The following is a 12,060-nucleotide window of genomic DNA, read 5'->3' as shown; positions in this document are numbered from 1 at the left end:
TTTACCCCTTGCGCAATACGTACACTCGCCACATGGCATAGAACGGCAGAAAGTCGAGACGTTCCTGAATTCTGAAGCCTGCTGAGGAAAACTCTTCTTCCACTGTAGCCGCAGGTAACACAAATCGGTTCTGGTAGCTGTCCTGCGTGGACTTGGCACTGCGTCGCGCTTCGAGCTTGCGTCGGCGCCAGGCCTTGAAATTGCCATCCACCCACAGCGACAGGATCACACTGTCGCGGCTAACCCTTTGAAATTCCGAGAGAATTGTCTTTCGATGCGCCGAGTCGCCAATGTGATGGAACAAGCGCATGCAGAAAATGCTGTCCACCGAGTTGTCCGGCAGGTCAATGGCAAAGGCGGAAGTCTGCAAGGGCCGTACCCGTGCGACGACTTCTGGCGGTTGTGCCGCACAGGCTGTCTCTATCATCGCGGCGGAGTTGTCTGCACCGATGATCACCCGGTTGGCCTTTTCCGCCAGCAGCGGCCAGAAACGCCCGGCGCCACAAGGCAGGTCGAGCACCAGCCCGGGCTCGCCGGCCAACGCCAGGGCGCGCCGGGCCAGCTGCTCGTCGCGCTGGTGGGAAAGGCGTCGAGCCAGGCCATCCTGGTGCTTGAGGAAGTACTGGCGGGCATGATCCCGATCGTACTTGTCCGAGAATTCGAGTTTGATGGGGCTACGCATTGAGCATCTCCTGACTCCAGTGCGCCCACCTTAGGCAGTTGGGCGTTGGCGTCAGGTCATGCCGATGTGAAAAATCTGTAGGAAAGCTCCGCAGGTGTTACCGGACGTTAATCCGGATCCAATATCCCGCCATGCCCTTCGCCATGCGCCATCGGGGTGCCGTGGCTCAGATCGACCTGGAAACGACAGCCGTGGGGCAGCGTCGCCGTCAGGGTCACGCGCCAGCCCTGGTCGTCGCAGATGCGCTGGACCAGCGACAGGCCCAACCCCAACCCCTCGCCCCGACGCTCGTCACCGCGCACGAACGGCCGGAACATCGCCTCGCGCTGTTCTTCCGGAATCCCCACGCCACTGTCTTCCACACTGAAGCCATTGGCTTCCAGGCTGAGGCGGATGTATCCACTGTCGGTGTAGTGAGCGGCATTGCGCAGCAGGTTGCCCATCACCGACTGCAGGAAGGTGGCGTTGTACAGCACCGGGCTGGCACTGACCTGGCCATCGTAGTAAAGCGCCAGGCCTTTCTGCTCGACGGTATCGCGCCATACCCCGATCAAGTCGTCACCCACCTCGCGCAGGGTCGCCCGCGAAGCGACTGCACCTTCATCGCGCTGGGCCCGGGCAAGCATCAGGAAGGTTTTCACCAACTCGCGCATCTCCTCGGTCGCCCGGGCGATACGTTCGACCTGGCTGCGCGCGCGGCTCTCGAGGTTGGGGTTTTCCATCAGCAGCTCGCACGAGGTGGCCAGGACCATCAGCGGCGTACGCAGCTCGTGGCTGACATCGCTGGTGAACAAGCGCTCACGGGTCAAGGCATCACGCAGGCGCCCCAAGGTATCGTCGAAGGCGACGGCCAACTGGCCGACCTCATCCGCGGCATAATCCGGTGCCAATGGCGGTGCCAATCCCAACAGCTGATCACGGTGACGGACCTGGCGCGCCAGGCGGATCACCGGCGCCATCACCCGCCGGGCCAGCAACCAGCCGAGAATCACCGCCAGGGCCAGGCTGAGCACGAAGCCGACCACGACAACGGCGAACAGCACCCGCTCGCGCTCCTCGAAATCGCTCTGGTCCTGCAACAGCACATAACGTCGGCCATCGACGATCTCGACCATGGCGTGGTACGAGAGCTGGTCGCGAAACACTTCGTGGAAGCCGGCGTCCAGGTGGCGCAGGTCCTTGGGCAGCTCGAAATCGTCTCGCCCGCCACTGAAGTAGAACAACTGGTCGGGGCGCGGCCGGTGGCTCCAGTCGCTGACACTGTCCATGCGCAACAGGCGCTGCAGGTCGCCACCGAGCACCGAAGAGATCAACCGCTCTTCGACCAAATGCACCGTGGCGACAATGCCAAAGGCAAATGCCCCAGCCACCAGCGCGCTCATCAGCGCAAAGGCGATGATGATGCGCTGGGCAAGGCTCTGCTTAAACTCCATCGCGGCCCTCGGCGAGGCGATAGCCGACGCCATGGACGGTATGCAATAGCGGTCTTTCGAAGGGTTTGTCGATGACCTGGCGCAACTGGTGGACATGGCTGCGCAGGCTGTCGCTGTCAGGGCAGTCGTCGCCCCACAGCGCCTCTTCCAGCACCTCGCGACGCAGGACGTGGGGGCTCTTCTGCATCAGCACGGCGAGCAGCTTCAGGCCGACGGGGTTGAGCTTGAGCAGGCGGCCCTGGCGGGTCACCTCCAAGGTGTCGAGGTCGTAGCTCAGGTCGGCGACCTGCAAGGTGCGCCGGCCGCCCCCCTGGGCACGCCGCAGCACCGCCTCGATGCGCGCGGCCAGCTCCGACAACGCGAACGGCTTGAGCAGGTAGTCGTCGGCCCCTGAGCGGAAGCCCTGCAGGCGGTCGTCCAGCTGGTCGCGGGCGGTAAGCATGATCACCGGGGTGTCGCGGCGGGCATCCTCGCGCAGGCGCTTGCACAGCGTATAGCCGTCGATGCCCGGCAACATGATGTCGAGCACGATCAGGTCGTAGTGTTCGGTCGCGGCCAGGTGCAGGCCGGACAGGCCATCCTGGGCACAATCGACGGTGTAGCCCTTCATGCCGAGGTAGTCGGCCAGGTTGGCCAGAATATCGCGGTTGTCTTCAACCAAAAGAATGCGCATCGAGATCTCCTGTGCGGCGCTTCGCCGGGCGCGGCAGGCGCAGCTTACGGCCATTTGCCCGCATGGTGCCATGCCCTGGATCGAAATCACCGGACTTGACGGTTTTTTCACCGATCATTCACGAACACAGGATAGCGGCCCAACGACAATGCCCCGTCTCTTACACCTTCTGGAGTCACCATGCAGGCTAGCGTCCCCCCTCGCCCGATCAATTTTTGGCTGTACCTGGGCATCCCATTCATCACTGTCGTGACCCTGGTCCTGCTGGAGTGGACCTCGCTGGACTTGGACCTGGCCAACCTGTTCTACGATCCGGCAGCCGGCGCATTTATCGGCCGCCACAGCTATGTGCTGGAGAATATCCTGCATGACCGCGTCAAGCAGGGTGTGATCCTGTTCGGTCTACTGGCAGTGGCCGGGTTCGCCCTGAGCTTCTTCTGGAGCCGGCTGCTGGGCTGGCGCCGCGAGCTGGGTTGCCTGGTACTGGCGTTGGCGCTGTCGACGGCATTCGTCACACCACTGAAGAAGGTGACCCAAGTGCAATGCCCGTGGAGCCTGACGCAGTTCGGTGGCAAGGAAACCTACAGCAAGTTGCTCGAAGCCCGCCCGGCTACCGACAAGCCTGGCCTGTGCTGGCCCGGTGGGCATGCGGCGACCGGGTTCTGCCTGTTTGGCCTGTTCTTCATGCTGCGTGACCGCAAGCCCCGCATGGCACGGGTCGCGCTGGCAGTGGCCTTCGTGGCCGGCTCTGTGCTGTCGATCGGGCGGATGATGCAGGGCGCGCACTTCCTGTCGCACAACGTATGGACGGCGGTGTTCTGCTGGCTGATCGGGCTGGGGTCGTACTACCTGGTGCTGTATCGCCGAAACCGCTGCGAAACACCAGCGGTCGAACACAGCGCTGCCTGATTAACCATCGCGGCGACCCGACTTGCCCCGCGATGGCGCCAAATCCGGCAAACGAAAAAGCCCCGCACGAGGCGGGGCTTCTTCTTGGTACCGGGGGTAAGGCTGGCTTACATCATGCCGCCCATGCCACCCATGCCGCCCATGTCAGGCATGCCAGCAGCTGGCTTGTCTTCCGGCAGGTCGGCAACCATGGCTTCGGTGGTGATCATCAGACCACCGATCGAAGCTGCGGCTTGCAGGGCCGAACGGGTGACCTTGGCTGGGTCCAGGATGCCCATCTCGATCATGTCGCCGTACTCGCCGGTAGCGGCGTTGTAACCGAAGTTACCCGAACCTTGCTTGACCTTGTCAGCGACAACGCTTGGCTCGTCGCCGGCGTTGGCAGTGATCTGGCGCAGCGGCGCTTCGACAGCGCGACGCAGCAGGGCGATACCGACGTTCTGGTCTTCGTTGTCGCCTTTGAGGTCAACGATGGCAGCCAGGGCGCGCACCAGGGCAACACCACCGCCAGGCACCACGCCTTCTTCAACGGCTGCGCGGGTGGCGTGCAGGGCGTCTTCGACGCGGGCTTTCTTCTCTTTCATCTCGACTTCGGTGCCTGCACCGACCTTGATCACGGCAACACCGCCAGCCAGTTTGGCCAGGCGCTCTTGCAGCTTCTCACGGTCGTAGTCCGAAGTGGTGTCGGCAACCTGGGCGCGGATCTGGGTGACGCGAGCCTGGATGTCGGACTCTTCGCCAGCACCGTCGATGATGGTGGTGTTTTCCTTGGACAGGATGACGCGCTTGGCGTTACCCAGGTGCTCCAGGGTGGCGGTTTCCAGGGACAGGCCGATCTCTTCGGAGATCACGGTACCGCCGGTCAGGACAGCGATGTCCTGCAGCATGGCCTTGCGGCGATCGCCGAAGCCTGGTGCCTTGACTGCGGCGACCTTGACGATGCCGCGCATGTTGTTGACCACCAGGGTAGCCAGGGCTTCGCCTTCGACGTCCTCGGCAACGATCAGCAGCGGACGGCCGGCCTTGGCAACGGCTTCCAGAACTGGCAGCAGCTCACGGATGTTGGAGATCTTCTTGTCGACCAACAGCAGCAGCGCGCCTTCCAGCTCGGCAACCATGGTGTCCGGCTTGTTGACGAAGTACGGCGACAGGTAGCCACGGTCGAACTGCATGCCTTCGACGACGGACAGTTCGTTTTCCAGGCCCGAGCCTTCTTCAACGGTGATCACGCCTTCCTTGCCGACTTTTTCCATGGCTTCGGCGATGATTTCACCGATGGAGTTGTCGGAGTTGGCGGAGATGGTGCCGACCTGGGCGATGGCCTTGGAATCGGCGCATGGCTTGGACAGGTTCTTCAGCTCGGCGACGACGGCGGCGGTGGCCTTGTCGATGCCGCGCTTGAGGTCCATCGGGTTCATGCCGGCAGCGACGGCTTTCAGGCCTTCGTTGACGATGGCCTGGGCCAGGACGGTAGCGGTGGTGGTGCCGTCACCGGCAGCGTCGTTGGCCTTGGAAGCAACTTCCTTGACCAACTGGGCGCCCATGTTCTCGAAAGCGTCTTTGAGCTCGATCTCTTTGGCGACGGAAACGCCGTCCTTGGTGATGGTCGGCGCGCCGAAGCTCTTGGCCAGGACCACGTTGCGGCCTTTCGGGCCCAGGGTCGCTTTTACCGCGTCAGCCAGAACGTTGACACCAACCAGCATTTTCTTACGGGCGGAATCGCCGAATTTTACGTCTTTAGCAGCCATGATCGTTTAATCCTTGGAATTCTTTGGAGTAACGGGAAGTCGGGAAATCAGCCTTCGATAACGGCGAGGATTTCGTTCTCGGCCATTACCAGCAGGTCTTCGCCATCGACTTTCACGGTGTTGCTGCCCGAGTAAGGGCCGAAAACCACTTTGTCACCCACTTTCACGGCCAGCGCGCGTACTTCGCCGTTGTCCAGGATGCGACCGGTGCCGACGGCAACGACTTCACCGCGGTTTGGTTTTTCAGCGGCCGAACCCGGCAGGACGATACCGCCAGCGGTTTTCGATTCTTCTTCGCTGCGACGGATGACGACGCGGTCATGCAGAGGACGAAGCTTCATTGTCGATCTCTCCCAATTTGTGGTTTTCATCGGCCGGTGTCAGCACCGGCAGGTTGATTCGATCCGGCGTTGCCGGGGGTGGCCCGCAAAGGGCGAACCACCTGTGTCATGTCTGGTGTCGCCACCAGAAACCTTGCGGTGACCACATACATGAGGCCGGCAAAATCGATTACAAGGCTTGAAAGGAAATTTTTTCACCACGCCATCGTGAGAGCAGGCTTGGCCCGCGACAGCGCCAGCCATCGCCGACCAAGCCCGCAGCCCTCCCTCGGCGTTACTTGTCGCGACGCTCGTACTCGCCCTCGATCACGTTCGGACGGTGGCCGTCATCGCGGGGCTGGGCCTGGAACGGATCATCCTGGAACGCCCGCTGACGCAGGGCCTGCTCTTCGGCGCGGCGGCGCATACGGCCGGCCACCAGGCGGCGGGTGAACGGCAGCAGGCACAGCAGGCCCAGCACGTCACTGATGAAACCCGGCAGCAGCAACAGGCCGCCACCGACGGTGAGCATCAAGCCCTGGAACATGTCCTCGGCCGGCAGTTCGCCGCGCTGCAGGCTCTCCCGGGCACGCAGGGCGGTAGCCAGGCCGGCCACGCGCATCACCAGCACACCCAGGGCGGAACCGGCGATGATCAGCAGCAACGCTGGGAAGAAGCCAATGGCGGCGCTGACCTTGACGAAGACGAACAGCTCCAGCACAGGAAAAATAAGAAACAGCAGTAGAAAAGCACGCATCAAGGGTTCCTCGGCGGAAGAGAATCTTCCTGTAAGACCATCAGATGGATGCCTCGACGCCTGTTTTCAACCCTCGACTTGCGTCGCATCCGGCCATTTTTCAGCGCGCGCCAGCAAAACCAGAGCCTCACGGACTTGTGTCGGCGTATTGCAAGTAGTTGGGAAAGGCAGCCAGTAAATGCCCTGACCAATACGCAGGTGCATGCCCTCACTATCGATACCGACCATGTGCGCCGAGCGCGGCAGCCCCGACAGTTTTACATAGTGGTCAATGGCATTGGCATGATCGTCATTCATATGCTCAATCATGCTTTTTTCGACCTGGCCCGCAAACGGATTGGCCAACGTCACCTGATCGAGCCAGTGGATCGCGCCGAAACCACCGATGTAACGGTGGCGTACCGGCTCAAGCACCCAGAAGTCGAAATCGTGGGCCTTGTGGTAGTTCGCAGATTCGGGGAAATACCGGTAGTACCGGCTTGCAGCAGCCTCGATGGCGGCATCGTCAGTGAGTTTACGCGCCTGGGCCATCACCGTCAGGCGCCCGACTGCCTGGACATCTTCGGCGTCGCGCTCACCTACCAGCAGTGAACACTTGGGGTCTTTCTGCAGGTTGTGGGTGTGCTGGGCGATGCGGCTGATGAGGATCAGCGGATGGCCGTCGGCGTCGAGGCAATACGGCACCACCGAGCCGAAGGGGAAACCGGGCATCGATTTGGAGTGCGTGGAGAGGACGCCGCGGTATTCCTTGAGCAGCAGTTCCCGGGCGGGACGAAGGGCGTTGGTACTCACTGTAGGGCTCCTGGCGGCGGACTGGATGGGTGACAAGATAAGCATTATCACCCACCACTGCCACTGGGTATGCTGCGCAGACCATCGCCGGCTCCCACAGGAGTCGAAGTGCCCCTGTGGGAGCCGGCTTGCCGGCGATGGGGCGCGCAGCGCCCCTGTGGGAGCCGGCTTGCCGGCGATGGGGCGCGCAGCGCCCCTGTGGGAGCCGGCTTGCCGGCGATGGGGCGCGCAGCGCCCCTGCGATCTACCAGGTAACGCCGAAACCGGCGGTATAGCGGGTCTTGTCCAGGTCGCTGTCGCGGGTGCCCTTGATCAGGTCCTTTTCCGCCTTGAGGTTGAGCGAAGCCCACTCGGTCACCTTGTAGCGCAGGCCCATCTCGGCATCCAGCGAGTAGTCGGCCACGCCGCCCAGCGGCTTGCCGAATTCGCCATTGGTGAAGAATTCGACCTTCTTGCCGATCAGGTAACGGTTGTAGTCCCATTTCACCGCGGCGGAATAGAAGTTGTCCTTGCCACCGTCGCGGTACTCGAAGTCGGTGCGGTTGATCAGCGAACCCAGCGAGAACGCGCCGAGCTCGTCATCCCAGAACTGGTAGCCCGGGCCGGTACCGACGGTACGCTGGCGGGCCAGATCCTCGATATGGTCGCGCTTGTATTCCAGGCGCCCCTGCCAGAACCACTTCTCGGTTATGAAGCGGTCCAGCGCGTACTCGGCGCTCCAGTTGTTGGTGGTGGTGACGTCGTCCTTGGTCTCGCGGTTGTATTCGCCCTCGGCGTTGTGCCGCCAGCGGCCATGGCGGGCGGTGGTCTTGAAGCTGACGTCATAGTCGTCGGTGTTGTTCTCGGCGCGCTTGTAGTCCATCGCCACATCGACGTTGCCCTTCCACAGGAAATCCTCGAGCACCGGACGCGGCTTCATGATCTGCTCGATGCTGGCCAGCTCGACGGTCTTCGGTGCCTCGCCGTTGGCCAGGGTCACCTTGCCGGGTTCGGCGGCCTTCAGCGCCTTGGCCTTTTCGCCGCTGTAGGCATCTTGCTTGACCAGCAGTTCCTGATCGCTTTCCAGCGTCTGCACCTGCTTCCAGTCCAGGGCGATCGAACCACCATAGGGGGTCTCCAGCAGCAGCTTGCCGCCGTCGAAGACCTTGATCTTGCCGCTCAGGCGGTCACCGTTCTTCATCCACACGGTGTCGGCGAGCACGGGCGTACAAAGGGACGCAGCGATGAGGCACAGCAGGGTTCTAGAAGACATAAGCGCAATATGGGTTCGATTCGACGAAAAAGCCGGGCATTATCCAGATACCGACAACCTGAGCAAGGACAGACCCAGACCATGCCGATGAGTTCCACTCGCATTTGCCGGAACCTTCTGTCCGGTTTCATCTGCAGCACAGGGATCTTCTGATGTCCGCCCTCGATCCGCCCGCTGCGCAGGATGCACAAGCCCGACGAATGGCACTGTATTCCGTCCTCGGCCAAGTACCGCCGGGGAAGGTCGTCAGCTACGGACAACTCGCCGAGCTTGCAGGCCTTGGCCGCGCGGCGCGGTGGGTAGGACGCACACTTTCGCAGCTACCCCAGGACACCCGCCTGCCCTGGCACCGGGTACTGGGCGCGGGTGGCAGGTTGAGCCTGGCCCTGGGCACGCCGTCTGGCGACGAACAACGCGCCCGGCTGCGCGCAGAAGGCGTGAATGTGGCCAATAATCGTGTGGATATGGCGCGCCATGGCTGGCGTCCGATGGAGCACAGCGGTTAGAGTGCGCGCTTTGTTTTCGCAAACCTTGAGGCAGATGTTGGCCCATGCCCCGTAAAACCTGGCGCGCTGCGCTCGCTGCCTATGCCAGCCCGTCAACTCTGGTGCTTTTGCTGCTCGGATTCGCCGCCGGCCTGCCGTACATGCTGGTGTTCTCGACGCTGTCGGTTTGGCTGCGCGAAGCCGGCGTGGCCCGCGAGACCATCGGCTATGCCAGCCTGATCGGCCTCGCCTACGCGTTCAAATGGGTCTGGTCGCCGCTGCTCGACCAGTGGCGCCTGCCGCTGCTCGGCGGCATGGGCCGGCGCCGTTCCTGGCTGCTGCTGTCGCAACTGCTGGTGGTGCTCGGGCTGGTCGGCATGGGCTTCTGCGACCCGCAGAAACACCTGTCGTGGCTGGTCGCCCTGGCGGTACTGGTGGCCTTCGCCTCGGCGACCCAGGACATCGCCGTCGACGCCTACCGCCTGGAAATCGCCGACGACCAGCGCCAGGCTGCCCTGGCTGCCAGCTACATGGCCGGCTACCGGGTCGCCGCCCTGCTTGCCACCGCCGGTGCGCTGTTCTTCGCCGAGTGGTTCGGCTCCACCGGTTTCAGCTACCTGCACGAAGCCTGGACCGGCACCTACGTATTGTTCGGCGTGCTGATGCTGCCGGCGGTGTTCACCACCCTGGTGATGCGTGAGCCACCGGTACCACTGCGCACCCAGCTGTCGGCCGCGCGCTATGGCTTGATGCACCAGCTGGCGTCGGTGTTCGTGCTGATCATCCTGCTGGTCTCGGTACCGGCCAGTTTCACCCAGATGTTCAACACCGACTGGGGCAGCGTGGCGTTCGGCGACGCCACCCTGCTCGACCTGCTGCTCGAAGACCGCGCCTTCCTGCGCCTGATCCTCTATGTGCTGCTGACCTGGGCGTGCCTGTCGTCTCTCGGTCGTCGCGGCCTGGCGCCGGTGCTCACGCCGGTCAACGACTTCATCGTGCGCTATCGCTGGCAGGCCCTGCTGCTGCTCGGGCTGATCGCCACCTATCGCATGTCGGATACGGTGATGGGCGTGATGGCCAACGTGTTCTACATCGACATGGGCTTCACCAAGGACCAGATCGCCAGCGTCAGCAAGATCTTCGGCCTGATCATGACCCTGGTCGGCGCTGGCGCCGGCGGCCTGCTGATCGTGCGCTTCGGCATCCTGCCGATCCTGTTCATCGGCGGCGCGGCCTCGGCGGCCACCAACATCCTGTTCCTGATGCTGGCCGACATGGGCCCGAACCTGGAAATGCTGGTGGTCACCATCTCGCTGGACAACTTCAGTTCGGGGCTTGCCACCTCGGCCTTCGTCGCCTACCTGTCGAGCCTGACCAACCTGAAGTTCTCGGCCACCCAGTACGCCCTGCTCAGCTCGATCATGCTGTTGCTGCCACGCCTGATCGGCGGCTATTCCGGGGTCATGGTGGAGAAGTTCGGCTATCACGACTTCTTCCTGGTCACCGCCCTGCTGGGCGTGCCGACGCTGGTGCTGATCGCGCTGCACTGGCGCCAGGAAGTCGGTCGGGGAAAGCCGGCGCCGGTGGAGAGCCCGGCAGCTGAACAACACTAAGCCATCATCGGCCTTATCGCGGGGCAAGCCCGCTCCCACGCATACTTTCTTTGGGCACTGCGTGGGAGCGGGCTTGCCCCGCGATGCGTCTAGCCTGCAACCACCGCACGGCGCCTGCCGATCACGAACCACAACGGCCACAGCGCCAACGCACCCGCCACGCCCGCGGCCAGGGCAAAATGCATCAGGCTCGCACCGGCACCCAGTATCGCCAACACCGCGCCGCCCAGGCCCAGCAGGGCGATAGTGATCATCCCCAGCATTGCCGACACCAGGCCCTTGCTCTGCTCGCTGGAAAACAGCGTCATGCGGTACAGCACCGCGTTGGCCACGCCCAGGCCCAGCGCGTACAGCGACATGCCGGCCACCACACTGGTCACCGTCGGCCAGAACCAGGTGGCCGCGACCATCAGCGCCAGGCCCGCCAGGTAAGGCCACAGGGCGCCACGCACCAACGCCGGCAGCGGGTAGCGATCGGCGATGCGGTTGATGATCAGGTTGCCCAGGATCAGCCCGCCGAACACCGGCAGTTGCCACAATGCGTATTCCATCGTGCTCAGACCTTCATCATGGATCAGCAGCACAGGTGACAGGCCGATCCAGCCGATAAGGGGCAACCCCACCAGCCCCAGCGCCGCGCTACCGGCCACGAAACGACGGTTGCCCAGCAACTCACCGTAACCCGCCAGCAATGGCAGCAGGTGGATGGGCGTGAACGGCAGGCGCGAACCGTCGCGGCGCTCCACTCCCAGGGTTTCTGGCATCAGCCGGTAGAGCAGCAGCCAGCACAGCACCGCGCCGGCGGCGAAGGCCACGAACAGCCAGCGCCAGTCCAGCCACTGCAGCATCAGTGTACCTACCAGTGGGCCAAGCAACGGCGACAGCAGCGCGATGTTGGCCAGCAGCGCCATCATGCGCACCGCGTCGGCCTCGCTGAACGCCTCGTTAAGCGCCGGATAGCTGACCGTGACCACGAAGCCCAGGCCGATGCCCTGCAACAGCCGCAGGAGGTTGAACACACCGATATCCTGGGCCCAGAAGGTCGCCAGGCACGCCACCCCGAAGAACACACAGCCCCCCAGCAACAGCGGGCGCCGGCCATAGCGGTCGGCCAACGGGCCAATCAGCCATTGCAGCAGCACACCACCCAGCAGGTAGAGGTTGAGGGCATGGGGAATGTATTCGGGGCTGGCCTGAAGATCGCCGACCACGACCGGCATGGCGGGCATGACCGCGTCGCTGGCCAGGTAGGTCAACAGTTCGAACAGCGCCAGGGTCAGGCCGAACAGCAAGGCGCGCAGGGGGGTGATGTACAGCAATGGTTTCATGATCGGTATCGGGTGGGAACAGATGGGGGTCAGGCTGTATGCCAGAAATCATCCACTGCGGCTGTGAA

Annotated in this window: 13 protein-coding genes; 3 read left to right on the top strand and 10 right to left on the bottom strand. The window is 63.2% G+C overall.

All coding sequences use genetic code 11. The annotated features are described in order from the left end of the window. Position 1: 1 nt before the first annotated feature. From KHO27_RS01100 to KHO27_RS01085, 4 genes are all read right to left on the bottom strand, one after another. Complete coding sequence (locus KHO27_RS01100; RefSeq protein ID WP_110700419.1) at positions 2-682, bottom strand: class I SAM-dependent methyltransferase; 681 nt, start codon at positions 680-682, stop codon at positions 2-4. Between the two features lie 107 nt (positions 683-789). Next, on the bottom strand, positions 790-2,115 hold the full coding sequence (locus KHO27_RS01095) for a sensor histidine kinase (protein ID WP_214501033.1): 1,326 nt from the start codon (positions 2,113-2,115) through the stop codon (positions 790-792). Beyond that, complete coding sequence (gene colR, locus KHO27_RS01090) at positions 2,105-2,788, bottom strand: two-component system response regulator ColR (RefSeq protein ID WP_102682693.1); 684 nt, start codon at positions 2,786-2,788, stop codon at positions 2,105-2,107. The genes KHO27_RS01095 and colR overlap by 11 nt, the downstream gene beginning before the upstream one ends. Next, positions 2,769-2,906, bottom strand: a complete 138-nt coding sequence (locus tag KHO27_RS01085; RefSeq protein ID WP_158247503.1) for a hypothetical protein — start codon at positions 2,904-2,906, stop codon at positions 2,769-2,771. Before KHO27_RS01085 ends, colR begins: the two co-directional genes overlap by 20 nt. Positions 2,907-2,968: 62 nt before the next feature. Between KHO27_RS01085 and KHO27_RS01080 the strand changes: the two genes are divergently transcribed. After that, a complete protein-coding gene (locus KHO27_RS01080) occupies positions 2,969-3,697 on the top strand; it encodes a phosphatase PAP2 family protein (protein WP_214501032.1) in 729 nt (242 codons plus the stop codon). Positions 3,698-3,804: 107 nt separating this feature from the next. On the opposite strand, the gene groL is transcribed toward KHO27_RS01080, so the two are convergent. The 5 genes from groL to KHO27_RS01055 all read right to left on the bottom strand — a co-directional run bounded on the left by groL (position 3,805) and on the right by KHO27_RS01055 (position 8,566). Continuing rightward, positions 3,805-5,445, bottom strand: a complete 1,641-nt coding sequence (groL, locus tag KHO27_RS01075; RefSeq protein WP_046856989.1) for a chaperonin GroEL — start codon at positions 5,443-5,445, stop codon at positions 3,805-3,807. 47 nt (positions 5,446-5,492) lie between these two features. Next, a complete protein-coding gene (locus tag KHO27_RS01070; protein WP_003260750.1) occupies positions 5,493-5,786 on the bottom strand; it encodes a co-chaperone GroES in 294 nt (97 codons plus the stop codon). Positions 5,787-6,060: 274 nt separating this feature from the next. Next, a complete protein-coding gene (locus tag KHO27_RS01065; RefSeq protein WP_110700425.1) occupies positions 6,061-6,522 on the bottom strand; it encodes an FxsA family protein in 462 nt (153 codons plus the stop codon). Between the two features lie 66 nt (positions 6,523-6,588). Beyond that, positions 6,589-7,314: a HugZ family pyridoxamine 5'-phosphate oxidase gene (locus KHO27_RS01060; protein ID WP_110700427.1), complete on the bottom strand. Its 726-nt coding sequence runs from the start codon at positions 7,312-7,314 to the stop codon at positions 6,589-6,591. A 244-nt stretch (positions 7,315-7,558) separates the two neighbouring features. Then, on the bottom strand, positions 7,559-8,566 hold the full coding sequence (locus tag KHO27_RS01055; RefSeq protein ID WP_102682688.1) for a DUF481 domain-containing protein: 1,008 nt from the start codon (positions 8,564-8,566) through the stop codon (positions 7,559-7,561). Between the two features lie 152 nt (positions 8,567-8,718). Between KHO27_RS01055 and KHO27_RS01050 the strand changes: the two genes are divergently transcribed. After that, entirely contained in the window at positions 8,719-9,072 is a 354-nt protein-coding gene (locus tag KHO27_RS01050) for an MGMT family protein (RefSeq protein ID WP_102682687.1), read from the top strand. Between the two features lie 44 nt (positions 9,073-9,116). Beyond that, a complete protein-coding gene (locus KHO27_RS01045) occupies positions 9,117-10,664 on the top strand; it encodes an AmpG family muropeptide MFS transporter (RefSeq protein WP_102682686.1) in 1,548 nt (515 codons plus the stop codon). 89 nt (positions 10,665-10,753) lie between these two features. Here KHO27_RS01045 and KHO27_RS01040 read toward each other — a convergent pair whose 3' ends face one another. Beyond that, a complete protein-coding gene (locus tag KHO27_RS01040; protein WP_214501031.1) occupies positions 10,754-11,992 on the bottom strand; it encodes an MFS transporter in 1,239 nt (412 codons plus the stop codon). Positions 11,993-12,060: the final 68 nt, after the last annotated feature.

The sequence above is a fragment of the Pseudomonas sp. RC3H12 genome (genome assembly GCF_018596375.1).
In the GTDB taxonomy this organism is placed as follows: domain Bacteria; phylum Pseudomonadota; class Gammaproteobacteria; order Pseudomonadales; family Pseudomonadaceae; genus Aquipseudomonas.
The sequence above is the reverse complement of the archived record's forward strand: the minus strand, read 5'-3'. Positions and strand labels throughout refer to the sequence as shown.

Coding starts and splice junctions, on each gene's coding strand:
- KHO27_RS01100 (WP_110700419.1), bottom strand. CDS start 682: ATGCGTAGCCCCATCAAACTCGAATTCTCGGACAAGTACGATCGGGAT.
- KHO27_RS01095 (WP_214501033.1), bottom strand. CDS start 2,115: ATGGAGTTTAAGCAGAGCCTTGCCCAGCGCATCATCATCGCCTTTGCG.
- colR (WP_102682693.1), bottom strand. CDS start 2,788: ATGCGCATTCTTTTGGTTGAAGACAACCGCGATATTCTGGCCAACCTG.
- KHO27_RS01085 (WP_158247503.1), bottom strand. CDS start 2,906: ATGATCGGTGAAAAAACCGTCAAGTCCGGTGATTTCGATCCAGGGCAT.
- KHO27_RS01080 (WP_214501032.1), top strand. CDS start 2,969: ATGCAGGCTAGCGTCCCCCCTCGCCCGATCAATTTTTGGCTGTACCTG.
- groL (WP_046856989.1), bottom strand. CDS start 5,445: ATGGCTGCTAAAGACGTAAAATTCGGCGATTCCGCCCGTAAGAAAATG.
- KHO27_RS01070 (WP_003260750.1), bottom strand. CDS start 5,786: ATGAAGCTTCGTCCTCTGCATGACCGCGTCGTCATCCGTCGCAGCGAA.
- KHO27_RS01065 (WP_110700425.1), bottom strand. CDS start 6,522: ATGCGTGCTTTTCTACTGCTGTTTCTTATTTTTCCTGTGCTGGAGCTG.
- KHO27_RS01055 (WP_102682688.1), bottom strand. CDS start 8,566: ATGTCTTCTAGAACCCTGCTGTGCCTCATCGCTGCGTCCCTTTGTACG.
- KHO27_RS01050 (WP_102682687.1), top strand. CDS start 8,719: ATGTCCGCCCTCGATCCGCCCGCTGCGCAGGATGCACAAGCCCGACGA.
- KHO27_RS01045 (WP_102682686.1), top strand. CDS start 9,117: ATGCCCCGTAAAACCTGGCGCGCTGCGCTCGCTGCCTATGCCAGCCCG.
- KHO27_RS01040 (WP_214501031.1), bottom strand. CDS start 11,992: ATGAAACCATTGCTGTACATCACCCCCCTGCGCGCCTTGCTGTTCGGC.